Genomic DNA, 24147 nt, shown 5'->3' with positions numbered 1-24147 from the left:
AACTTCACAACTTCACCCTTCACAATTTCACCTTTGTATGAACCGACCTACCCGCAAAAAGAAACTGGGGAGTTATCCGCACCTGATGGTGGTTTTTAGCATTACCCTGGCCTTGCTGGTGATTGGGCTGTTCGGGCTGCTGCTGATTCATGCCCATAAAGTATCAACGCTGGTGAAGGAGAACCTGGAAATGCAGGTGTATCTGGAGCGGGGCCTGCCCGAAACCCAATTGCTGCGCCTGCAGCAGGACTTCGCGCGCAAACCTTATATAGCCCGCAAGGACGGGCAGCCCCAGGTGCGGTTTCTGTCCAAGGAAGAAGGCGCCAAACAGCTCATCGACCAAACCGGGGAAGACTTCCAGCAGTTTCTCGGCGACAATCCTCTGCGCGACGCCTATCTGCTCAAGATTAACGCCGATTACGCCGATGCCCCCCAGCTAGCCCGCATCAAACAGGAGCTGGGTCAGGAGGAAGGCGTGTTTGAGGTAGAGTACGTGGAAAGCCTGATTACCTCCGTGAATGAGAACCTGCGCAACGTGAGCTTGGTGCTGCTGGGTTTTGCGGCGGTACTTACGTTTGTGGTGGTGGTGCTCATCAACAATACCATCAAGCTGGCCCTATTCTCCCAGCGTTTCCTGATTCGGAGCATGCAGTTGGTGGGCGCTACCTCGGGCTTCATACAGTGGCCGTTTATGCGCCGGGCCGTGTGGCAGGGACTGGTAAGCGGCCTGCTAGCTGGCCTGCTGCTGCTGGCCCTGTTGCAATACGCCTACCTGCAACTGGCCGAGTTGCGGCTGCTGCAGGATGTGCGCCTGTTTGGGGCCTTGGCGGTAGCACTGGTGCTATTAGGCATGGGTATTGGGTTCCTGAGCTCCTGGCGGGCCGTGCGCAAGTACCTGAGTATGTCTTTGGATGAGTTGTATTGAGGTGAATGGGAGAATGACAGTCAACCCATTCATCCACCCATTCAACCATTCTCCCATTCATTCATTCATTCCCCAAAATCCTTCGTTGGTTGAAATTGTGCGGCCGGTTGCCGCATCCCTCCTACCTTTGCCCTCATGGAACCGACTACTCCCCGCTTCGCCTTCGGGCCGCGCAACTACCGCCTGATGTTTGTCGGGCTGGCCGTGCTGGCCGCCGGCTTCATCACCATGACGCTGGACTCTGAGGATTACGGCGAAGGTTTTTTGGGCATTACCCTGGGTCCTATTTTGCTGGCCGTGGGCTTTGTTATTGAGTTTTGGGCCATCATGGCCCGCCCCGGCGCCACGGCCCCAGTGGCCCAGGATGCTGCCACGGTAAACACCGTGCCCTCACAGCCAGCTCCGGCCAAGCCCATCATTACCGCGCCTGCCTACAAGCGCTAGTTCTTGCTTTTTCATCCATCAGGGAGGGTGCAGCCTGTTGTCGGTATCGGCAGGCGGCACGCTCCCTGCTGACTGTTACCCCCTGCTCTTATGTCGTACTGGCACGCGCTGTTGCTCGCCATTGTTGAAGGCCTCACTGAGTTTCTGCCGGTTTCCAGCACCGGGCACATGATTATTGTGGCCAACCTGCTGGGCATTGGGCAACTCCCCTTCACCGATACCTTTATCACCTCCATTCAGTTTGGCGCCATCCTGTCGGTGGTGGCCCTGTACTGGCGGCGCTTCCTGCAGAGCTTCGATTTTTACCTGAAGCTGGCCGCCGCTTTTATTCCTTTCGGCATTCTGGGCTTTCTGCTGAAGGATGTAATTGAGCGCCTGCTTAAGGACGTGAGCGTGGTGGCCTGGTCGCTGATGATTGGGGGCATAGTGCTGGTGTTCGTGGATAAGCTGTTCACCTCGGAGCGCAAGCAGGTAACCACGCCCAACTTCGCCCAGGCCATCAAAATTGGCTTGTTTCAGTGCATCGCCTTGGTGCCGGGTGTGTCGCGCTCCGCTGCTACCATTGTGGGCGGCCTGGCTCAGGGCTTCGACCGGCGCTCCGCCGCCGATTTTTCGTTTCTGCTGGCCGTGCCTACCATGTTCGTCATTACGGCTTATCAGCTCTACAAAACCTTTAAAGTAGCCGCCCCTGGCGCCAACGACATCAAGCTGCTGCTGTTCGGCAACGTGGTGGCCTTCATTGTGGCGCTACTGGCCGTCAAAACGTTCGTGGATTTCGTGTCGCGCTTCGGTTTCCGGGCCTTTGGCCTCTATCGTATTGCCGTGGGCCTGATCATCCTGATTATGCTGGCCCTGGGCATTCCGCTCAAAATTGTGTAGTTCTTCTTCAGACGCAGTTTTTCAGCAGGCAAAGCGCGGAGTTTGGGTTATCCAGCGGAGTGGAAGCCCAGATTCTGCGCTTTGCTTGTTATGACCGTTTTCTAGCCCCAGAGTCCGTACTTTTGCCGCTTCACGCTGCCAGGCTACTTTGGCCTACTACAGCGCACTGCTACGTATGGAAAACCCCGAACTGAGCCCGGCCGCCGCTGCTGGCTTCGATTTTGAAGCCGGCGAAGTGCTGCTGTTGGACAAGCCCCTTACCTGGTCGTCGTTTGACGTGGTGCGCAAAGTCAAGAACACGCTGCGCATCAAGAAAATCGGCCACGCCGGCACCCTCGACCCCTTGGCTACCGGCCTGCTGATTCTGTGTACCGGCAAGAAGACCAAGCAAATCGACCAGATTCAGGCCCAGGAGAAGGAGTACACGGGCACGTTCCGCCTGGGTCAGACTACTCCTTCCTTCGACCTGGAAACGCCCGTGGACGAGGAAAAGCCCTACGCCCACCTCACCGAGGAGCAGATAAGGGCGGTTACGGCGCAGTTCATTGGACTACTGGAGCAAACGCCCCCGCTGTTTTCGGCCGTGAAGGTGAACGGGGAGCGGGCCTACGAGGTAGCCCGCCGCGGCGGCGAAGCCGAAATCAAGAGCAAGCAGATTACCATTCGGGAGTTTGAGCTTACGCGCATTGCCCTGCCCGAAGTGGATTTCCGCGTCACCTGCACCAAGGGCACCTACATCCGCAGCCTAGCCCGCGACTTTGGCGCCGCCCTGGGCTGTGGGGCCCACCTCACCAAACTGGTGCGTACCCGTATTGGGGAGTACCGGCTGGCCGATGCCCTAACAATGGACACCGTAGAGGCCCTGCGCCCACCCCGCCCCGAGGGGGGGCCAGAACGTACGCCCCGCCCGCGCCGGGAGCGGCAGCCCGAGCGGCGCGCTGGCCTGGAGTACTTCCAGGCCACCCACGCCGCCCCCGGTGCCGCTGAACCATCGGCCGACGCGCCGGTTGCCTGATTCAGCCCGCCTTCTTTCCTCCTTCCCCGCGAAACGCACCTTTTCATGCAGGTTATTCAGGATCCGGCTCAGTTTCCCTACCTCGGCAACGCGGTAGTTACCAGTGGCACCTTCGATGGCGTGCACGTGGGTCACCAGCAGATTCTGCGGCGGCTGCAGGAAGTAGCTCGCCACAGTCAGGGGCCTTCGGTAGTTATTACCTACTGGCCCCACCCTCGCCTGGTGCTGGGGCCGCCGCCCTCCCATTCCGAGCTGCTGGAACTGCGCCTGCTCAACACCTTGCAAGAACGAGCCGCCCGCCTGGGCTCGTTCGGGGTCGACTACCTGCTGGTAGTGCCCTTCACCCGTGAGTTTGCCGGCCTTACCTCGGAGGAGTTTATTCAGCAGATTCTGCTCCAAACGGTGGGCACCCGCAAATTGGTTATCGGCTACGACCACCGCTTTGGCCGCAACCGGGAAGGGAGTTTCGAGTATTTGCGTGCCCACTCAGCCCGCTATGGCTTGGAGGTGGAAGAAATTCCGCGCGAGGATGTGGATGCCGTAGGCGTGAGCAGTACCCGCGTCCGCCGGGCCTTGGAAGCCGGCGATGTAGCCACGGCCAACCGTTACCTCGGGTATGCCTACCCCCTCACGGGCACTGTGGTGAAGGGCCGGCAGCTGGGCCGCACCCTAGGCTGGCCCACTGCTAACGTATCTGAAGTTGAACTGCTGAAGCTGGTGCCGGCCCGGGGCGTGTACGCCGTGTGGGCTACCACCGCCACCGGCGAAACCTGGCCCGCCATGCTCAATATTGGCGTCCGCCCCACCGTGGCCGGGGGCCTCAATCAAACCGTGGAAGCCCATTTGCTGGGCTTCGAGGGCAACCTGTACGACCAGCCATTGCAAGTGGAATTTGTGGCCCGCCTGCGCGACGAGCGAAAATTCAATGGCCTTGACGAGCTGAAAGCCCAACTGGCCCTGGATGCGGAGGCTGCCCGGTTGGCCCTGGCCTGATTGTCCCAGGCGTTACCCCAAGCATTGCCGCGTAGCCACACCTCACCTATTTGCTCCTAGTCCGGCTATTCTCTCAGTAAGGTCTGGCCCGCCACCTGCCTATCCGCTCGGCATAATGGGAGTGCAAGAAGCGGCCGATTAGTGGCTGGAATAAGTGGCGGCATGATGCCGGAGTGTTCGGGTGGGCAGGTATTTTTACTGGGCGTAATGCGCTACCACTTACCTTTCCGTTCCAAACCCACCCATTCCTCTTATGATCAATAAAGTAGTAGCCGGCCCCCAGGCGGCGCTGGAAGGCCTCACCGATGGCATGACCCTGATGCTGGGCGGCTTCGGCCTGTGCGGCATTCCCGAAAACTCCATTCAGGAAATTCTGCGCCGGGGCGTACGGAACCTCACCTGCATCAGCAACAACGCCGGCGTCGATGATTTTGGCATTGGCCTGCTGCTCCAGACCAAGCAGGTGCGCAAAATGATTTCCAGCTACGTAGGCGAAAACGCCGAGTTTGAGCGGCAGTTGCTCAGTGGTGAGCTGGAAGTGGAGTTGATTCCGCAGGGCACCCTGGCCGAGCGGTGCCGGGCCGGAGGGGCGGGCATTCCGGCCTTCTACACACCGGCCGGCTATGGCACGGAGGTGGGCGAAGGCAAGGAGAGCCGGGAGTTCAACGGCAAGATGTACTTGCTGGAAACGGCCTTGCACGCCGATTTTGCCTTCGTGAAAGCCTGGAAGGGCGACACGGCTGGCAACCTCATCTTCAAGGGCACGGCCCGCAACTTCAACCCCATGATGGCCACGGCCGGCAAGGTAACGGTGGCGGAAGTAGAAGAGCTGGTACCGGCCGGGGAGCTGGACCCCAACCAGATTCATACGCCCGGCATTTTTGTACAGCGCATTTTTGAGGGCCAGAACTACGAAAAGCGTATTGAGCAACGCACCACTCGGTCATAAGCCACTGCTTTTTGCGGCTCTGCTGTAGTTTTTCGGCTGTGGCCCGCCAACCAATCCGCTTTCTACCATGCTGACTTACTCCGCACGGGCGGGCATAATGCTGCTGACGCTGCTGCTGGCTTGCCTGCCAGTGGTGTTTGGCGGCTACGTGAACGAAACTGCGCAGCACCGCCCCACCACCCGGTACGTGGCCGGCCGCTGCACCCGCTACTGCGAAGCGCACGGCTGCCCCCACGCCACGGCGGCCAACAGCCCCGCCTACTGGCAACTGCGGCCTCTCTACCACGCCACTATTGCGGCCTTGGCGGTTGGGGGAGCAGCCTGGTACGCCACGGCCAATATTGCGGTGTTTCTGGTGGCTATTCCGCTGCTGCTGCTCTGGCTCACGTATAGCTTCCTGCGCAATGCCGTACTAATCCGACGTTTGAAAAAACTGCGCCATGAGTAGTCTGCTTGCACGTATCGACCAGGGGATTAGGCTGGCGTACTGGTATTGCACCGATTTTATGGTGAACCTGGCCGCCCGCTGGCACATTTCCTACAACGAGGCCAACACCCGCATTCTGCTTCTGCTGATTCCTGGTCTGTTTGGGCTATTGGTGCTTGCTCACCTCGGGCAGCGGCGGCAGATGCGGAAGCTGCGCCGCGCCCTTACTTCAACTTCTCTCTGACCCCCACCCCACTCTTATGCTTGATAAACACGGTATTGCCCGGCGCATTGCGCAGGAAGTTCAGAACAACTCGTACGTAAACCTGGGCATTGGCATTCCAACGCTGGTGGCCAACTACATTCCGGCGGGCATCAATGTGGAGCTGCAAAGCGAAAACGGCCTGCTGGGTATGGGCCCCTTCCCCACCGACGCGGAAGTGGACCCTGACCTCATCAACGCCGGCAAGCAGACGGTAACCACTTTGCCCGGCTCCAGCATCTTCAGCTCCGCTGATTCCTTCGGCATGATCCGGGGGGAGCATGTGGACCTGACCATTCTGGGGGCCATGGAGGTATCGGAAACCGGCGACATTGCCAACTGGAAAATCCCGGGCAAGATGGTAAAAGGCATGGGCGGCGCCATGGACCTAGTAGCCTCCGCCAAAAACATCATCGTGGCCATGCAGCACGTGGCCCGCGACGGGAGCAGCAAGCTGCTGCCGGCCTGCACGCTGCCCATCACCGGCCTGCGCTGCATAAAGAAAATTGTGACGGAGCTGGCCGTGCTGGATGTAACTCCCGACGGCTTTGTATTGCGGGAACGGGCTCCGGGCGTTACGGTAGAGCAAATTCAGGCGGCCACGGCCGGAAAGCTCGTCGTGCGTGGTGAAATACCGGAAATGACGGGCGTTTGAGGAAATAGGCGGGTAACAAAACTGTCATCCTGAGCGGAGCGAAGGATCTTATTACGTTGCAACGGTTTGTTCACGCGTGATAAGGTCCTTCGCTCCGCTCAGGATGACGACTTTTTTACCACCTCACCATTTCAAAAACGCCGTGGCCAAAATATGTTGGGCGGCCTCGCGGGTGAAGTGGGAGAAGCAGCGGCGGAAGTGAGCCAGGGCTTCGGGGGGAGGTAGGCTACCGGCCCGCACGGCCTCTACCAAGTGGCGCGCCAGCTCGTCGGGTTGGCTGGTGAGAGCCGGAAACTCGTGTTCCTGACAGTAACGCCGCAGCACCTCTACCCGCAGGCCAGATACTGCCCCCGGTACCTGGCGCAGCAACTGTTCCATCAGCAGCTGGACTTCATCCAGAAACAAGGTGCGTATCAGGCCGGGCGGAGTGGGTACCGGCTGGCCGGCCGCTGCGGTAAGCAGCACGGCCGCCGGACTACGGGGCTCCCAGCGGGCCGGCTCGGGCGGCGCGCACAGCCAGGCCGTAGCCGGAAACTGCTCCGGAGTTTGCAGCACCGAGGCTAGGGTTTGCATACGTTGTTCGGGAAGAGCCACGCCGCAAGGTACGCAGGAACCCGGCAGCAGGCCCGGCACCGGCGGCAGCGGGAGTGGTACCGGCGAGGCGGGCAGCGTATCTTGGGGCACCCGGTTTCCGGCTACCAGCCCTTTTCTGCTTGCGTATGCGCTACTATTACTCCCTGATTTTCTGCGGCTTGCTCTCGGGTACGGCAGCAGTAGCCCAGACTTCGCCCACCATCACCCGCGCCGATATGCCGGTACCCACGGATACGCTCCGCCAGAGTGTGGCCGCGCCCGGGTTGCCAGCCAGTGCCCCGCCCCTCACCCGCAACGGCGCCAACCAAACCTGGAACTACGGCGGGCTGGTAGCTACGGCCCAGAATGTGGCGCGCTTCACGGCTGTTCCCAATCAGCCGCTTTACACCTTCACGTTCAACTCCATTCTCAGCGGCGCTAACCGGGCAACAGTGGCGGCTCCGCAGACCGTACCAGTGCCTCCCGGCCTCACCCTGCCCATCACCGACCCGTATCAGTTTTTCAACGCTTCCGCGGCCGATTTCCGCTCGGTGGGGTACGGTGGCACCCTGGCCGGCACGGCTGTGCCTGTGACGTATGCTTCGGCCGCCGAGCAGGACGTCATTTATCGGTTTCCGCTCAGCTACGCCAGCCCCGCCGATTCCAGCCGGTCATTTTTCAGCATCAACATTCCGGGCAGCGGCTACCTGAGCCAGCGCCGTAAGCGGGTAAACAAGGTCGATGCCTGGGGTATGCTCACTACGCCTTACGGCACGTTCCAAGCAGTGCGAGTGGTTACCCGCCTAGAGGATTATGACAGCCTCTCGGCCGGGGGCATCAACCAAGGCTTCATCTTGCCCGTGATGCGCCAGTACAAATGGCTGACTCCGGGCCAACACGTTCCGCTGCTCACCATTACTACCTCGCAAGTGGGCGCGCAGGAGGTTGTTGCGGAAGTAGAGTACCGGGACGTATACCGCCGCATTACCGGCCCGCTGTCTACTGCCCGGGTTCTGCCTGCTGCTGCGGCGCCACTCTACCCCAACCCCCTGCCGGCCGGCCGCAATCTGCGGCTGGGGCTGCCGGGTGCAGCCACCGTTACGGCTACTGACCTGGCGGGCCGCTTGCTGTTTGAACGCCGGGTACTCGCTCAGAATGGCACAGCGGAAATCCCGGCAGATGCCTTCGGTACTTTCCGGGGTGTAGCCGTGCTACGGGTGCAAACTACGGCCGGCGTGGCCGTGCGCCGCGTGGTGCGCGAGTAGTGGCCCTGCTGACACTTTTTGTCACCGAAGTTGTTGTGCTGCCGTACTAGCAGCAGCCGGTTCGCCGGAGCTGGTACCTTTGCGCCTTTCTCCCGACTCTCATTCTCTGAATTTATATGGCCACGAACTCCACTGGCAAAACGGGCGGCAGCCACGCTAAAAAAGGCGGCGCCACAACTACCGAGCGCCTCACGCCCACGGCGGTACCAGCCCACAAACTGGTGTTGCGCGCCCTGAAACGCTCCGACTTTAAAGTGGTGCAGGAAATCATGGACAAGGTGTACTCCAATATGGAAGGCGCCTGGTCGCAGGAAGAGTATAACGCACTGCTCAAGAAATTCCCCGAGGGCCAAATCTGCATCGAAGACAACGGGCAGGTGGTGGCGGCCGCCCTGGCCATCATCGTGCAGTATTCCGACTTCGGCGACCGGCACACCTACGCCAAAATCACGGGCCACGGCAAGTTTGACACCCACAACGCCGACGGTGACACGCTGTATGGCGTGGACGTATTCGTGGACCCCGAGTACCGCAGCCTGCGCCTGGGCCGCCGCCTGTACGACGCCCGCAAGGAGCTGTGCGAGAACCTGAATTTGCGCGCTATGGTGGCCGGGGGCCGCATTCCCGGCTACAACCAGTATGCCGAGGAAATGACGCCCGCCAAGTACGTAGAGATGGTGCGCAACAAGGAACTGGTTGACCCCATTCTTACCTTCCAGCTCTCCAACGACTTCTACGTCCGCAAAATCATTCGGGGGTACTTGCCCTACGACTCCGAAAGCAAGGCCTACGCCACGCTGCTGGAGTGGATCAACGTGTACTACGATGAGGAATTCGACAAGCTGATTGGCAACCAGAAAAGCAACGTGCGCATTGGCATTGTGCAGTGGCAGATGCGGGCTACCAAAAACCTGGAGGACTTCTTCCAGCAGATTGAGTTCTTCGTGGATACCGTGTCGGGCTACAAGGCCGACTGCGTGCTGTTTCCGGAGTTCTTCAACGCCCCCATGATGGCCCTCACCAACGAGGAGTCGCCCTCGGTGGCTATCCGCTCAATGGCGGCCTTCACCGAGCCCATCAAAACCAAGATGATGGAGCTGGCCGTGAGCTATAACATCAACGTCATTGCCGGCTCCATGCCGCTTTACGAGGAAGGCAAGCTGTATAACGTGAGCTACCTCTGCCGCCGCGACGGCACCGTGGACGAGCAGTACAAGCTGCACGTGACGCCCGACGAGGCCAGCTACTGGGGTATGCGCGGCGGCGACAAGCTGCGCACTTTCGATACGGACTTCGGCAAAATCGGCATCCTGATCTGCTACGACGTGGAGTTTCCCGAACTCTCGCGCATGCTGTCGGACGAGGGCATGAAAATTCTGTTTGTGCCTTTCTGGACGGATACCAAGAATGCGTACCAGCGTGTGCGGCTCTGCGCCCAGGCCCGCGCCATCGAAAACGAGTGCTACGTGGCTATAACCGGCTCGGTGGGCAACCTGCCGCGCGTGGAGAACATGGACATTCAATATTCGCAGTCGGCCGTGTTCAGCCCCAGTGACTTCGCTTTTCCCCACGACGCCATTGTGGCCGAGGCCACGCCGAACACGGAGATGACCCTCATTGCCGACCTCGACCTGGACTTGCTGAAAGACCTGAACACCAGCGGCGCGGTGCGCAACCTGCGCGACCGGCGCAAGGATTTGTACTCGCTGAGCTGGTCGAAGAAAACGGAGCGCGACGACGAGCTGCTGGCCCAGGGCGAGGAGCGCGCACCTAAAACGGCCAGCAAGCGCAAAGCGGTGGCGGCAGGATAAGCCTGTTTTCAGCGCAACTACTTTTCAGAAACGGCCCGTCAGATTAATCTGACGGGCCGTTTTGGTATATGTTGTAGGTACACGTTTTTGGCATTTTGCCTGCGAAAAGCGCCTTTTGAGGCTGACTGAATTAAAACGCAATTAAATATCAATATAGGGCAAGCCGAATTCATAGTAGAGCTCGTATCTGAAACGCCTGCTATGGGCATACCATTAACCAGTTCATTCATTCACCAACTCTACTACCCTTTTTCATGTCTACATCTTCTACTCGCCGCAAGGCCTTCCAACGGGGCGGCCTGCTGCTGGGCGCACTAGGCTTGCTTGGTTTTTCCTCCGCCTCCGCCCAAACGGTTTACGGCTTGTCCAGCACTGCCTCGCCGGACGTAGTGAGCCTAGTTTCGTTTGATGCCACCACTCCGGGCACTATAACCTCCACCGTGGCCATTACTGGTTTCACAGCCGGCCAAGCCATTGTCGGTATTGATTTCCGGCCGAACACGGGTGAGCTGTTTGCCTTGGGCTACAACTCCAGCAGCACTCAGGCGCAACTGTACACCATCAACCGCACCACCGGCATTGTTACGCCCGTAGGCAGCGCCCTGACCCTGGACCTGGGTACTAACATCCTGCGCATCGGTTTCGACTTCAACCCTACCGTGGACCGCATTCGGGTGACGGCTGGTAACCGCAAGAACTTCCGCCTGAACCCCAACAACGGGGCCCTGGCTTTTACTGACGGCACCCTGACTTATGCCGCTACCGACGCCAACGCGGCCCAGACGCCGGGCGTGGGCTCCTCGGCCTATACCAACAGCTACATTGGGGCTACGGGCACCACGCTCTACAACCTCGACGAAGCCAACAACCGCCTAGTAAGCCAGATTCCGCCGAATGATGGAACGCTGAACAGCATTGGTACGCTGGGCACGAGTGTAAACGGGGCCATTCAGGCTTCTGACTTGGACATCTACTTCAACCCCACTACCGGCACCAATACGGCCTACCTGTCGGTAGCTACGCCCACCGGCCTCACTGCCGCCACCACCACGCTGTACACGGTAAACCTGGCAAACGGGGCTACCACGCAGGTGGGCAACATTGGTACCGGAGCTTTTGTAGCCGTAACCGATATTGCCTTCCAGATTACGCGCCCGGCTACGCTGCCGGCCGTTACGGGCAACTTGGCTTACGCGCTGGCCGGCACCAACCTGCTTACCTTCGACACGGCCCAGCCCAGCCTGATTCGGACCTCCGTGGGCATAACGGGAGTGCCAACTACCCAAACTATTGTGGGCATGGATGTGCGCCCGCTCAATAATGCGCTGTATGCCCTGGGCTATAATGCCACCGACCAAACCGGTCAGCTTTACACCATTAATGCCGCCACCGGGGTTGCTACTTCGGTAAGCAACGTGCTGGCCCTGCCGCTGGGTACTGGCAGCATTGGCTTCGACTTCAACCCGACCGTTGACCGGATCCGGATTGTGGGCGTGAACCGCGCCAACTTCCGGATTAACCCGAACGATGGTACTGCTGCCCCTACCGTAGATGGCACCATCACGTATGCCACTTCCCCTGCTGATGTCAACTCGGCTGCTACCCCGGCACTGGGCTCGGTTGCCTACACCAACAGCTACGGCGGCCCCGCCGATGCTAGCCGCACCACTACCCTGTACGGGTACGATGAGGCCCTCAACGTTCTGGTTACCCAGAACCCCCCAAACAATGGTACGCTTAATACGGTAGGTGCCTCGGGCGTGACGGTTACGGCCGGCCAGAACGTGGATATCGACATCTTCAGCTCCGCTGCTGGTACCAACACCGCCTACCTGACTGCTACCACGGGTACTTCGGCTAACTCCAGCCTGTACTCCCTGAACCTGACTACCGGTGCCGCCACCTCGCCGGTTGTGATTGGAAATGGAGTTACGGTGCGGGATATTGCCATTGCCGGCGCAGCAGGCGTAACTACTGGCACGCGTCAGCCAGCCGTAGCTACTGGGTTCAGCCTCTACCCCAACCCCGTAACCGACGCGGCACAGGTAACTTTCCGCCTGCCTCGTGCTGGCCGGACTGAACTTATCCTGACGGACGCTTTGGGTCGCACTGTGGAGCGGAGCACTGCCGGCAGCCTCGCAGCCGGTCAGCATACCCTTGATTGGCAGCCTACTAACCGCCGTGCCGGCGTATACTTTCTGCGCCTGACCGTAGATGGAGCCTCGGCTGGTACGCAGCGGGTACTGGTGCAATAATCGACATTCTGGTCTTTTTCACTGAGCGGAGTCGTTCTGCCTACCGAGGCAGGGCGACTCCGTTTGGTGGAGGGTGGGGTAAGCATAATCTGGTATCAGCACGCTAATCCTAGATTATCTATTCTTTACTCCTGCCTGTTGCACATCATGTTTTGTCTATATTGTCGGCTCCTTCCATCTCCAACTCCCCTTATATGGACCCAATTAATCCGCAATTAACCACCTCCACTAACAGCGCGGTAGTACCTGTCGGCAAAGGCACCCGCTTTATCAATGCCTTGGTGGATGGTATCCTCCTCGGGATTGTCACCAACATTATTTCTTACACTGTGCTGCGGGACATGGACTCCGGGGCTGGCCTGAGTTTTCTGATCAGTTTGGTTATGCAGTTTTTCTACTACTACATGCAGGAGAAAAACAACGGTCTTACTATCGGCAAACGTCTCACGGGCACCAAAGTCGTTATGGCAGATGGCTCGCCCGTGACGGACGAAGCCGCCCGCACCCGTAGCCTGTGGCGACTCATCCCGCTGTTGGATGCCTTATCGTTTCTGTTCAGCGACTTGGGCTGGCACGATAAATACTCCAATACCCGCGTGGTATCGGCGAAGTAGACTACTTATTTTTTACGCAAGAAAAGGCCCGTTCTGCATAGAACGGGCCTTTTCTTGCGTAAGGAAAAGTTCATAATGACTACGCGTACGGACTTTCCTGCGCTGCTAAGTGAGCATGGTCGCGTAGCACAGTGCGCAGAAAGGCTTCATCGGGCAAATCGGTGCGGATACCCGTAAGGTCTTTCACTTTGGTAGCCAGCTCACTGAGCAGCACGTAGTTTTCGGAGGCGGCGGCTTTGTGCAGCAGCTGCCGCACGGTGGCCACGTCGTGGTCGGCGAGGTTGGCCGCTTCCGGGAACACCACCACGTAGCCGGGCTCCGTGAATGAGGGGGCCAGCACGCCCCCCGCCTGCCGGGCCCGCACCCGCACCACGGCCGTACCCGCCGCAATATCCCCGATGCGCTGCCCCCGCCCATTGGCCAGCACCACCACCAGTGCCACCAACCCGCTGAACATGACCGTATCCACGATGCGCAGCAGCCAGCGGATGAGGTAGTCGCCGAAGCGGGGCGGCGTGCCATCCAGGCGCACCACCTTTATATCCCGGGCTTTCTTGCCGATACTTTGCCCATTGAACAATATCTCACTTGCCAGATTGTAGAACACGTACGGGATGCCGCACAGAACTATGACAACGCTACCCATTACAATTTCTGACGCTTTGGAGTAGGCAGTCAGGCCCACTACCACCCCTATCCAGGCAAACAGGACAAGGTTGTCGATGATGGCAGCCAGGGCCCGGTCGCCTACACTGGCTACCTCGTATTCCAGGCTGACGTTTTGGGTAGTTTGAATGCGGATGGTGCTCATACTGATGGCGACAAACAATAGAAACAGAAAACATGCGGGCCGAAACGGAAATTTTCCCAATCTTCGCAGGGCCGGTCCGCTGTGCAAATTACAGGCTGACCGGCAAACCCCCGAATCTGCCGCTCGTCAATTTTTATCCGGCTGCCCGCAGCCTACTTATTAGAAAGTACCAGGACCATGCGTGAAGCCGTTTTTCTGCGTCAGAACGAAGCCCGGTGGAAAGAGTACGAGCAGCAAACTACCGGCCCCGAGGAGCTGGCCGCCCGCTTTATAGCCCTCACCGATGACCTGGCCTACGCCCAGACGTTCTATCCCGGCTCCCCTACCACCCGGTACCTCAACGACCTAACCGCCCGCCAGCACCAGACCCTGTACAAAAACAAGCCCGAGTCGACAGGACGGTTCCGCCAGTTCTGGGCCCGGGAGTTGCCGCTGCTGGTGGCGCAGCATCACCGCACCCTCGCTGTTGCTTTGCTCCTCTTCGCGCTGTTCACGGCCATTGGGGCCCTGTCGGCGGCCTACGACGAATCGTTTGTGCGCGTGGTGCTGGGGGATGCTTACGTGAACCAGACGCTGGAGAATATTGAAAAGGGCGACCCAATGGCCGTGTACAAGAGCCACAACGAAACGCTGATGTTCCTCGGCATCACGGCCAACAACATTTACGTGGCCCTGATGACCTTTGCCCTGGGTGCCACGGCCGGGCTGGGCACTATCTGGGCGCTGTTTCGCAATGGTATTATGCTGGGCTCTTTTCAGTATTTCTTCTACCAGAAAGGCGTACTGCTGCCGTCCCTGCTCACCATCTGGATTCACGGCACCCTAGAAATATCAGCCATTGTGCTGGCGGGCGGGGCCGGCCTGGTGATGGCGCGGGGTATGCTGTTCCCGGGCACTTACACCCGGGCTCACGCCTTCCGCGAGGCGGCCCGCGACGGGCTGAAGCTGGCCATTGGCCTTGTGCCCATCTTTGTAGTGGCCGGCTTTCTGGAAGGCTTTGTCACGCGCCACACCGAAATGCCTATGTGGCTAAGCCTGCTGATTATTGGGTTGTCGGCCGCCTTTATCATCTGGTACTTTGTGGTGTATCCGCGCCGGTTGGCGGCCCGCCGCTAAATTCTCTCTCGTTTTTTCTTTATCCAGCTATATGCAGCAGAAATTTACCCAGGAAGCCGAGTTCCGGCAGGAACGGGACTTTGGACAGAAGATTGGGGCCACGTTTGAGTTTCTGGCCGCTCATTGGAAACCGCTGGGCAAGTGCCTGCTGTACTTTGTGCTGCCGGCAGCAGTACTCACCGGCTTGGGCCTGGGCTTCTCGCAAACACGGATGTTCAGCGGTAGTACCTTTCCTATTGGGCTTGGTAGCGGCCGGTTCTCTACCTTGTCGTACATGGGGCCAGCTTACTGGCTGGGGCTGCTGGCTTCCCTTATTGGCTATATTCTGCTGGGCTCCACCGTTTATGGCTATATGCGAGCCCGCCTGGACACCCCAGCCGAGCAGGTTATTACTCCTCGCCAAGTGTGGCAGTACGTCACGCGTTACTCGCCCATGCTACTGCTCAGCAGCGTGGTTACCATTATCATCGTAGTGGTTGCCAGCATGTTTTTGCTAATTCCGGGTATCTATCTGGGGGTTGCGTTGAGCTTGGTCTGGGCAATTCAGGTGCTGGAAGAGGGCGGTGTTGGTTACAGCTTACGGCGCAGCATGAATCTTATCAGCGGCAAGTGGTGGTCTACGTTTGGCCTCACGGTAGTGGTAAGTATTATTATTGGGATGATGGGGGTCATATTTCAGGTTCCGCAATACCTGGCCATTTTCGGTAAAGCACTACACTGGGATTTTCTATCATCGGATCTGCTCATGATTGTGAGTGGAATTGTAGCGGCGGCTGGGCATCAGCTGCTGTACTCGGTATTGATGGTGGCTATGGCCTTTCAGTACTTTAACCTGGTGGAGCGCAAGGAAGGTTATGGCCTCCGGATGCAGGTAATGTCGTTGGGCAACGCCCCGGCTCCCACGGTGGCCAACCAGCATCTGCGGCCCGATGACGAAGGCGAATACTAGCCGGCCCGTCAGCTACGTCTTCCGTATTCCGTTGTGTATTGCCCCCTGCGTGTGTTTGCTCCTATCCGTTTTCCACTAGTGCGCCGTTACGGTGGCGCTGCCCTGGCCCTGGTGTGGCTAAGCACCGTGCTGCCCTCCTACGGTGAGGCCCCCGACAGCACACTCCAGCAGCAGGTTCAGGCCCGGGTGCTGAGCAGCCCGATACCCGCCGATGTGGCCCCGGCTCCGCGCCTGCGCCGCCCCTCCGAGGAGCACCTACGCGACCTGCGGGGGCAGCGGGATTTTCGGTACGTGGAGGGCAAAAGCGAGACTAGTGAATCCTGGTCGTTTTTGGGGCCGTTCTGGCGGTGGCTGGCCGAGGTGCTGGATACGCCCGCCGGGCACTTTACCTGGAAGTATGGTATCTACGCCCTAATGGTGGCTGCCTTGGTGTTTGCCGTGCTCAAGCTCATGCAAGTAGATCTGACCCGGGCTTTCGGCCGCGCCCCGCGCCCGGCGGCCCTCAGCTACGATACCGAAACCGAAGACCTGAACACGCTGAACATTGACGCGCTGCTGGCCCAGGCCGAAGGAGAAAACAACTACCGCCTGGCCGTACGGCTGGGCTACCTGCAGGTGTTGCGGCAGCTTTCCGACCGGGGCCTCATCCGCTGGCAGCCCGACAAAACCAACCACGACTACCTCTACGAGTTGCCCAACGGGCCGTTGCCGGAAGCTTTCCGGGAGCTTACGCGCCAGTTTGAGTACGTGTGGTACGGAGAGCAGGACGACCTCTCGGCCGCTGACTACGAGCGGGCCCGCACCACCCGCCAAGCATTTCAGCGCCGCCTTTCCTCCACTCGTCAAGCTGCTTAATTCAGGTATAACATGACAACGTTTCGGTGGTATTTGGTGGGGTTGGCGTTGCTGTTGGGGGCCTATGTAGCCGTGGAGTATTACCGCCCCAAACCCCTCGACTGGCGCCCCACTCTCCAAAACAACGATAAGATTCCGTACGGCACCTACGTCCTGTTTCAGGAGCTGCCCGATTTGCTAGGTACTTCCCGCAACCAAGTGCAGCCCATACGGGTGCCTATCTATAGCCAGATCGAGGGAGTGGATGAGGATAAGGCGCGGTCAGAAAACCTGGCGGGCCGGGAGGACGCAACAGAAACCGCAACAGTTGCCGACTCTGCTCAAACGTCCCCCGCCGACTGGGCCACCGACTCCGTGCAGACCGGCTCAAAAGCGACTACCCAATACCCAATCGAAAATGATGCGGAAGCTGATGATGCGGATTACGCAGCAGGCCTCGAAGCCGGAGATTTCGCGCCGGCTACCTACCTCTTTGTGGCCCCCAGCTTTGAGCTGAGCCGCCTGGATTGCCGCTCCTTGCTGCGCCACGTAGCCCGCGGCAACGATGTGCTGGTGGCAGCTAATGAGTTCAATTACTTCTTCGCCGACACTCTGGGCTTTGCCGTCCGCCCAATTTTTCCGCCCCTGAAAACCAACCCCGACGGCTCCCGCAGCCTGCTACAGGACTCAGTACAGCTGCGGCTCCGCAACCCGGGGCTGGCCCGCCAGGCAGGCGCTTCGTTCCGCCTGCCCGCCCAGGCCCTGACTGCCCGGTTGCTGGCCAGGCCCAATTTGCCGGCCAAAGCTACCTCCTTGGCCACTGATGAGCAGGGCCGCACAGTGCTGCTGCGGGTCCCGCACGGGCGGGGCCACGTCTATGTCTGCTCGGTGCCGTTGGTGTTCAGCAACTACTTCGTGCTGCAACCCCGCACCGGCAATTTTGCCTTCGCGGCCCTCTCCTACCTGCCCACTGGTCGCCCAGTGTGGTGGGATGAGTACCAGAAACAGGGGCGGCGCGGGGAGCAGTCGTTGCTGCGGGTGCTCATGGACCACGATGCCCTGCGCTACGCCACCTACCTCACGCTGCTGGCGGCGGTGCTGTTTGTGGTCTTCGAGGCCCGGCGGCGGCAGCGCGTTATTCCGGTACTCAAACCCCTGCCTAACACTACGCTTCTGTTCACACGCACCGTGGCCGGCCTCTACCGCCAAGACCGCAACCACCAGCTCATTGCCGAGAAGAAAATCGGGTTGTTTCTGGAGCACCTGCGCACCCGCTACCACGAGCCCAATCTTGACTTAGGTGAAGCCGATACCCGGGAGCGGCTGGCCCAGAAAACCGGCATTCCGCGCGCCGATGTCGATGCCCTTAGCCGCCGCGTCAACTTCGTGCTCACGGCCCGGCAGGTGTCCGATACTGAACTGCTGGCTCTGAACAAGGCTATTAACACCTTCAGAAAAGCCGCTGCTTAGAATTGCACTTACCATTTAAAATGTCTTATTCCATTATATAACTATTCCGTTGCTTAGCCTATTACTTGTGTAAGCACAATTACAGGCAATATATGTTTTTCTAGATGTAATTATATCATAGCACAACTTTGTCATTTCACCACTTTTCAATATGGATTCTTCCTTCCCCCCGGCTACCGACCCGGCTTCTTCCCAACCACCGCTAGCATCCGAAGCTACTACTGCTACCGACTCCTTCGCTCCGCGCACCGACCTTAGCCACCTCAGCCGCCACGCCGATGCCATTCGGCAGGAGTTGGGTAAGGTGATTGTGGGCCAGCAGGCTCTGGCCGAGCTGCTGCTGGTGGCACTGCTGGCCGATGGGCATGTGCTGCTGGAAGGTGTGCCGGGCGTGGCCAAAACCCTCACGGCTAAACTGCTGGCCCGCACCCTGAGCGTGCCCTTCAGCCGCCTGCAATTCACCCCCGACCTGATGCCTTCCGATGTGCTGGGCACCTCCGTGTTCCGGCCCCAGCAGGGCGAATTTGAGTTTCGGCCCGGCCCCATTTTCGCCAGTGTAGTGCTGATTGATGAGATTAACCGGGCCCCGGCCAAAACGCAGTCGGCGCTGTTTGAGGTGATGGAGGAGCGGCAGATAACCCAGGATGGTACCCGCTACGCCATGCCCGCGCCCTTCGTAGTATTGGCCACCCAAAACCCCGTGGAGCAGGAAGGCACTTACCGCCTGCCCGAAGCCCAGTTGGACCGGTTTCTATTCAAGCTAAATGTGGGTTACCCCACGGTGGAGGAAGAAATTGCCATTTTGCAGGGTCACCACGCCGGCTTTGGTGGCACCCCGCTGGATGCAGTGCGCGCCGTAGTGTCGGCCGAGGATTTGCAGCGGCTACGGGAGCAGGTGCGCCGTCAGCACGTAGAGCCCAAGCTACTGGAGTACATTGCCCGCCTGGTAGGCCAGACGCGCGCCCACAAAGGCTTGTACCTGGGCGCTTCGCCCCGGGCCTCCCTGGCCCTGCTCAACGGCGCCAAAGCCCTGGCTGCCCTGCGGGGCCGTGACTTCGTAACGCCTGAGGACATCCAGTACCTGGCCCCTATGGTTCTGCGCCACCGCATTCAGCTCACGCCAGAGCGCGAAATGGAAGGCGGCACCCCAGACGACGTGGTAAAGCAGATTTTGCAGCAGATTGAGGTGCCCCGATAGAGCCTATATGTGTAATTGAACGTCAGGCTAAACGAAGCCAAAGCCTTTCTGCCCTTGGCTACATGATACCGTGGCACCAAAGCGGTAGAAATGCTTCGGCTCTGCTCAGCCTGACAGTTACTATCCTTCCCCGTCCTTGAAATCCTTCTTCCTCACGTCCCGCTTCTTCCTGCTAGCCACGGCCCTGATTGTGGGGCTGGTGGTGGCGTTTTTTCTGCCGGGCTGGCTTACGCCGGTGCTGCTGGCGCTGGGCCTGGGGCTGGGCCTTACGGTGGTGGATACTGTGCTGCTGTACGCGGGCGGCGGGAGCGTATTCGGGCGGCGGGTGATGGGCGACAAGCTGGCTAATGGCTCGGATAACGACATTGCCATCTACCTCGAAAACCAGTACCGCTTTCCGGTACAAACCGAAACGATTGACGAAGTACCCCACCAGTTTCAGCGGCGCGACGTGCTGTTCAAGACCGGCATTCGGCCCGGCGAAACCGGCATTATCCGCTACCAGCTGCGGCCTACCAAACGGGGTGAATATGAGTTTGGGGCGGTGAACGTGTACGTGGCGTCCCCGCTGGGGCTGGTGCGGCGGCGCTTCCGGTTTGATGACAGCCGGGTGGTGCCAGTGTACCCCTCGTTTCTGCAGATGCGGCAGTATGAGCTGCTGGCCATTCATAACCGCCTCACGGAGGTGGGCGTGAAGCGCATTCGGCGGGTGGGCCAGAGCATGGAGTTTGAGCAGATTCGGCCCTACGTAACCGGCGACGACCCGCGCAATATTAACTGGAAAGCTACCGCCCGCCGGGCTGGCACCCCAGGCGCGGCCGATACCCTGGTGGTCAACCACTACCAGGATGAGCGGGCCCAGCAGGTGTATTGCCTCATTGACAAGGGCCGGGTGATGCGTATGCCGTTCGAGGGGCTGAGTTTGCTGGATTACGCCATCAATGCCACGCTGGTGGTTAGCAATATTGCCCTGCTCAAGCACGATAAGGCCGGGTTGTTCACCTTTTCGCACCAGCCTGGCGCCATGCTGCCCGCCGACCGGCGCAGCGGCCATTTGCGCAAGCTGATTGAGGTGCTCTACCGCCAGAAGACCAAGTACCTCGAAACCGACTACGAGCGGCTGTACATTTCGGTGCGCAGCCACATCCGCCAGCGCAGCCTGCTGATTCTGTTCACCAACTTCGAAACCCTGCACGGCATGCAGCGGCAGCTGCCCTACCTGCGCCGCATGGCCAAAGACCACCTGCTGCTCGTGGTATTCTTCGAAAACACCGAGTTGCGCTCCTACCTTGATGGCCCCACCGCCACCACCCAGGATGTGTACAACCAGACGGTAGCCGAGAAATTTGCTCAGGAGAAACGGCAGATTGTGCGGGAGCTGAACCGCTACGGCATCCACGCCCTGCTCACCGCCCCCCAGAACCTGACGGTTAATACCATTAACAAATACCTGGAATTCAAGGCCCGCGGGCTGATTTGACCCGAAAGCCCGTCAGGCAATTTTCTGTTATTCGGAGTAGAGCGAAGGACCTTTTCCCGCCAGAACGCATCGTTGGTACGATAGTCGTTGTAGCGGAAAAAGGTCCTTCGCTCTACTCCGAATGGCGGGTGATGGCGCCCGCTCAACTTTCAAATCTTTTACCTTCGCCTTCCCGCCCTCCTTGTCTTTCCCGCACATGCGCTACTTTCTTTCTGTATTTATCCTGCTGCTGGCTGCCCCGGCTTTCGCCCAGCCGGCCCCTCCCAATTCCCGAATGCTACTGCCAGTACCAGTGCAGGCCAACTGGGGCAACAGCCGCTTCACAGTAAAGTCGGATTTTACCTGGCAGGTGTTCACACCCGCCCAAAGCGCCGCCACCCAAACCGCCGACTCAGCCGTGGCCGAGGCCGTAGAGCGGCTGGTACTGCCGGTATTGTTGCCGGGCAAGGCGGGTGCCACCACGCGCCGCCGGGCCTCTCCCCTGCCCACGGCCGCCCTGGTAATGCAGTACGGCCGGGCGGGCAGCCTGCTTGCCGTGAGTGAGGATGAATCGTACACCCTGCGCGTGACGCCGATGGGAGTGGCCTTGAACGCTCCCACTCACCTGGGTATTTTGCGGGGGTTGGCTACGCTGCGGCAACTGGCCCAGGCGGACCGAAAAACGGTGACACTGCCGGAGGTAGACGTAACTGACGCGCCCCGCTTTGCATGGCGGGGGCTGCTGATGGATGGGGCGCGCCATTTTATGCCCCTGGCCGTTATCAAGCGCAACCTGGATGGCATGTGGGCCACCAAGCTTAACGTGCTGCACTGGCACCTCTCCGATGACCAAGGATTTCGGGTGGAAAGTAAGCTGTTTCCGCGTTTGCACCAAGTGGGAGGGCAGGGTCAGTACTATACTCAGCGGCAGATTCGGGAGGTGGTGCGCTACGCCGGGCGGCGCGGTATTCGGGTGGTACCGGAGCTGGATATGCCGGGCCACGCTACCTCCTGGCTAGCCGCTTACCCGCGCCTGGCCTCCAACGATTCCACCTACGGCGTGGCCACCCGCTGGGGTGTGCTCAACATTGCCATGGACCCCACCCGGGAAACCACCTACAGCTTCATCGACTCGTTGCTGAGTGAGGTTACTCCCTTGTTCCCCGACCCCTACTTCCACGTGGGTGGCGACGAAAACGATGGGCGGCAGTGGCGGCGCAACCCGCGCATCGTGGCCTACATGAAGCAGCAGGGCTACGTTACGGAAAAGGGACTACCCGATAAGCACGCCCTGCAGACGGCCTTCAACCGGCGGGTACTGGCTATGGTGACGAAATACCAGAAGCGCATGGTGGGCTGGGACGAAATTCTGGGTCCGGGCCTGCCGGCGGAAGCCGTTATCCAGAGCTGGCGCGGCAAGAAGGGGCTGTATGACGCGGCCAAAGCCGGGCACCAGGCTATTCTGTCCAACGGCTACTACATCGACCTAAACTTAACCGCCGCCTCCCACTACGCCCCCGACCCACTGCCCGAGGATGCCCCGCTCACGCCGGAGCAGCAGAAGCTGATTCTGGGCGGCGAGGCTACCATGTGGGCCGAGTTTGCCGATTCCGTCATCGTGGACTCCCGCATCTGGCCCCGGGCTGCCGCCGTGGCCGAGCGCCTCTGGAGCCCCGCGCAGGTGCGCGACGTACCCGATATGTACCGCCGCCTAGCCTTGCTCAGCCCCCAACTGGAAACCCTGGGCCTGCAACACCGCAAAGCCCCAAGCCAACTCCTGCAACAGCTGGCCGGCAGCTCGGCTGCTGTGCTGCCCCTGCGCACCCTGGCTCAGGTGCTGGAGCCCGTCAAGGAGTACAAGCGCCATTTCCAGGGCTTCAAATACAGCACCCTAACACCCCTCAACCGCCTCGTGGACGCGGCCCCCGCCGAATCGGACGTGGCCCGGGAGTTTGGCGCGGCCGTGGATAAACTGCTAGCTTATAACCGCAGCGCCCCCTCCGCCGCCCGTTTTCGCGACGCTGGCGGCAAGCAGCAGTTGAACGCCTTGCAGAACCAGCTCCAGCTCTGGCAGAACAACGACGCGCTGGTGCAGCCGACGCTGCAGCAAAACCCGCTGCTCAAGGAATACGCCCCACTTTCCACCACCCTGAAAACCGCTGCCACCCTGGCCCTGGAGCGGCTGACAATGCTGGAAAAGGGCCAGGCGCCCACGCCCGCCTGGCAAGCCGCCGCCCTCAAGCAACTGGATGCGCTGAAGGCCCCCGCCGGCCAAACCGAGCTGGCCGTGCTGCCGCATGTGCGGCGCTTGGTAGAAGCGAAATAGCCAACGACGCAACCATAACGGCCGGAAGTAGGCTCCCCAGGCAGTATGCTACTTTCTGCCTTCGTGAAATACCTTCGCTTTTACCTGCTGACGGCGCTGTTTTTCGGTGGTCTGCCCACCGCATTTGCCCAGTTTACCCTTGTCGGCCAGGTGCAGGTACAGGGCACTCAGCAGCCGCTGCCATTTGTCAATATTGGTATTCGGGGTAAGAACACGGGTACGGTGGCCGATGCAGACGGGTCCTTTCAACTGCGAGTACCCATCGAGCGGCAGCTGGACACGCTCACCTTTTCCGCCGTTGGCTACCAGGAGCAAGCTTGGCCGCTGGTACAGCTTCGTAGTCGTCATCCACTCATCATTCGGCTGGTGGAGAAGCCTACGCTGCTACGGGAAGTGGTTATCCGGGCTAAGCAGCCCAAAACCCGGCGCATTGGTACTACCACGCACAACCCCTTTCTGTGGGGGCAGGTTCAGCGCAAGGACTCGCACGATATGGTGGAGTTTGCTAAGCTTATACCGCTGGCCGGTAAGCCAACGGAGCTACTGCAGGCGCACATCTTCCTGCGTTACCCCACCGAGGATAGCCTCACGTTTCGACTTAACTTTTACCGAGCCGACCAGGATTTGCCTACCACACGCTTAGTGGAGCAGGCCCTAGTGGTGCGCACCGCTGTGAAAAACGGATGGCTGACGATTGAATTGGCTCCGTATGCGTTGGCGTTGCAGACCGATTTTTACCTGGGTTTCGAGTTTCTGCCCGGCAAGAGTGCATCAGTGCCCTCATTTAGTTATGGAGGTCAATTCGGCGGCTCAGCCGTGTCCCGGACCAGCAGTTTGGGCACTTGGAAACGGGAGCCTGGCGCGTCTCTCTCGGCTTACGTGACGGTGCGGCAGTAGCTCTGCACGTAGCACTCCCA

Annotated in this window: 23 protein-coding genes; 21 read left to right on the top strand and 2 right to left on the bottom strand. The window is 59.8% G+C overall.

From position 1 onward, the window contains the following. The first annotated feature begins 37 nt into the window (after positions 1-37). From ROI90_RS12170 to ROI90_RS12130, 9 genes are all read left to right on the top strand, one after another. Positions 38-925, top strand: coding sequence for a cell division protein FtsX (locus ROI90_RS12170; RefSeq protein ID WP_315998621.1), 888 nt, complete (start codon positions 38-40; stop codon positions 923-925). 135 nt (positions 926-1060) lie between these two features. Continuing rightward, complete coding sequence (locus ROI90_RS12165) at positions 1061-1369, top strand: DUF3098 domain-containing protein (RefSeq protein ID WP_315998620.1); 309 nt, start codon at positions 1061-1063, stop codon at positions 1367-1369. Positions 1370-1459: 90 nt separating this feature from the next. Continuing rightward, positions 1460-2248 (top strand): undecaprenyl-diphosphate phosphatase, encoded by a 789-nt coding sequence (locus ROI90_RS12160; RefSeq protein WP_315998619.1) that lies wholly within the window; start codon positions 1460-1462, stop codon positions 2246-2248. A gap of 175 nt (positions 2249-2423) precedes the next feature. Then, positions 2424-3263, top strand: a complete 840-nt coding sequence (truB, locus tag ROI90_RS12155) for a tRNA pseudouridine(55) synthase TruB (protein WP_315998618.1) — start codon at positions 2424-2426, stop codon at positions 3261-3263. A gap of 45 nt (positions 3264-3308) precedes the next feature. Further along, positions 3309-4256: a bifunctional riboflavin kinase/FAD synthetase gene (locus ROI90_RS12150; protein WP_315998617.1), complete on the top strand. Its 948-nt coding sequence runs from the start codon at positions 3309-3311 to the stop codon at positions 4254-4256. Positions 4257-4509: 253 nt separating this feature from the next. After that, on the top strand, positions 4510-5205 hold the full coding sequence (locus ROI90_RS12145) for a CoA transferase subunit A (protein WP_315998616.1): 696 nt from the start codon (positions 4510-4512) through the stop codon (positions 5203-5205). A 67-nt stretch (positions 5206-5272) separates the two neighbouring features. Next, positions 5273-5653, top strand: a complete 381-nt coding sequence (locus tag ROI90_RS12140; RefSeq protein ID WP_315998615.1) for a hypothetical protein — start codon at positions 5273-5275, stop codon at positions 5651-5653. Next, on the top strand, positions 5646-5876 hold the full coding sequence (locus ROI90_RS12135; RefSeq protein WP_315998614.1) for a hypothetical protein: 231 nt from the start codon (positions 5646-5648) through the stop codon (positions 5874-5876). The genes ROI90_RS12140 and ROI90_RS12135 overlap by 8 nt, the downstream gene beginning before the upstream one ends. Before the next feature lie 16 nt (positions 5877-5892). Continuing rightward, positions 5893-6549, top strand: a complete 657-nt coding sequence (locus tag ROI90_RS12130; protein ID WP_315998613.1) for a 3-oxoacid CoA-transferase subunit B — start codon at positions 5893-5895, stop codon at positions 6547-6549. Between the two features lie 123 nt (positions 6550-6672). Here the strand turns inward: ROI90_RS12130 and ROI90_RS12125 are convergent, their stop codons facing one another. Beyond that, on the bottom strand, positions 6673-7122 hold the full coding sequence (locus tag ROI90_RS12125) for a hypothetical protein (protein WP_315998612.1): 450 nt from the start codon (positions 7120-7122) through the stop codon (positions 6673-6675). A gap of 146 nt (positions 7123-7268) precedes the next feature. Between ROI90_RS12125 and ROI90_RS12120 the strand changes: the two genes are divergently transcribed. From ROI90_RS12120 to ROI90_RS12105, 4 genes are all read left to right on the top strand, one after another. Beyond that, entirely contained in the window at positions 7269-8387 is a 1119-nt protein-coding gene (locus tag ROI90_RS12120) for a hypothetical protein (RefSeq protein WP_315998611.1), read from the top strand. A 269-nt stretch (positions 8388-8656) separates the two neighbouring features. After that, a complete protein-coding gene (locus ROI90_RS12115; protein WP_315998671.1) occupies positions 8657-10198 on the top strand; it encodes a bifunctional GNAT family N-acetyltransferase/carbon-nitrogen hydrolase family protein in 1542 nt (513 codons plus the stop codon). 254 nt (positions 10199-10452) lie between these two features. Continuing rightward, positions 10453-12453, top strand: a complete 2001-nt coding sequence (locus ROI90_RS12110) for a DUF4394 domain-containing protein (protein WP_315998610.1) — start codon at positions 10453-10455, stop codon at positions 12451-12453. Between the two features lie 194 nt (positions 12454-12647). Then, on the top strand, positions 12648-13067 hold the full coding sequence (locus ROI90_RS12105; RefSeq protein WP_315998609.1) for an RDD family protein: 420 nt from the start codon (positions 12648-12650) through the stop codon (positions 13065-13067). A gap of 79 nt (positions 13068-13146) precedes the next feature. Here ROI90_RS12105 and ROI90_RS12100 read toward each other — a convergent pair whose 3' ends face one another. Next, on the bottom strand, positions 13147-13878 hold the full coding sequence (locus ROI90_RS12100) for an RDD family protein (protein ID WP_315998608.1): 732 nt from the start codon (positions 13876-13878) through the stop codon (positions 13147-13149). A 177-nt stretch (positions 13879-14055) separates the two neighbouring features. Here ROI90_RS12100 and ROI90_RS12095 point away from each other — a divergent pair, with 177 nt between their 5' ends. The 8 genes from ROI90_RS12095 (at position 14056) to ROI90_RS12060 (ending at position 24127) form a co-directional block, all read left to right on the top strand. Further along, positions 14056-14994, top strand: coding sequence for a stage II sporulation protein M (locus tag ROI90_RS12095; RefSeq protein ID WP_315998607.1), 939 nt, complete (start codon positions 14056-14058; stop codon positions 14992-14994). A gap of 31 nt (positions 14995-15025) precedes the next feature. Beyond that, positions 15026-15943: a hypothetical protein gene (locus ROI90_RS12090; RefSeq protein WP_315998606.1), complete on the top strand. Its 918-nt coding sequence runs from the start codon at positions 15026-15028 to the stop codon at positions 15941-15943. A 78-nt stretch (positions 15944-16021) separates the two neighbouring features. Next, on the top strand, positions 16022-16798 hold the full coding sequence (locus tag ROI90_RS12085) for a DUF4129 domain-containing protein (RefSeq protein WP_315998605.1): 777 nt from the start codon (positions 16022-16024) through the stop codon (positions 16796-16798). Positions 16799-16810: 12 nt separating this feature from the next. After that, a complete protein-coding gene (locus ROI90_RS12080) occupies positions 16811-18247 on the top strand; it encodes a DUF4350 domain-containing protein (RefSeq protein WP_315998604.1) in 1437 nt (478 codons plus the stop codon). 151 nt (positions 18248-18398) lie between these two features. Continuing rightward, on the top strand, positions 18399-19445 hold the full coding sequence (locus tag ROI90_RS12075) for an AAA family ATPase (protein ID WP_315998603.1): 1047 nt from the start codon (positions 18399-18401) through the stop codon (positions 19443-19445). Positions 19446-19581: 136 nt separating this feature from the next. Beyond that, on the top strand, positions 19582-20925 hold the full coding sequence (locus ROI90_RS12070) for a DUF58 domain-containing protein (RefSeq protein ID WP_315998602.1): 1344 nt from the start codon (positions 19582-19584) through the stop codon (positions 20923-20925). A gap of 196 nt (positions 20926-21121) precedes the next feature. Continuing rightward, positions 21122-23230: a beta-N-acetylhexosaminidase gene (locus ROI90_RS12065; RefSeq protein ID WP_315998601.1), complete on the top strand. Its 2109-nt coding sequence runs from the start codon at positions 21122-21124 to the stop codon at positions 23228-23230. A 63-nt stretch (positions 23231-23293) separates the two neighbouring features. Further along, positions 23294-24127 (top strand): carboxypeptidase-like regulatory domain-containing protein, encoded by an 834-nt coding sequence (locus tag ROI90_RS12060; protein WP_315998600.1) that lies wholly within the window; start codon positions 23294-23296, stop codon positions 24125-24127. The last annotated feature ends 20 nt before the right edge of the window (positions 24128-24147 follow it).

Origin of the sequence: Hymenobacter endophyticus, assembly GCF_032464715.1 — a bacterium.
GTDB lineage: Bacteria > Bacteroidota > Bacteroidia > Cytophagales > Hymenobacteraceae > Hymenobacter > Hymenobacter endophyticus.
Note: the sequence above shows the minus strand (reverse complement) of the source record. Positions and strands in the feature narration are given on the sequence as shown.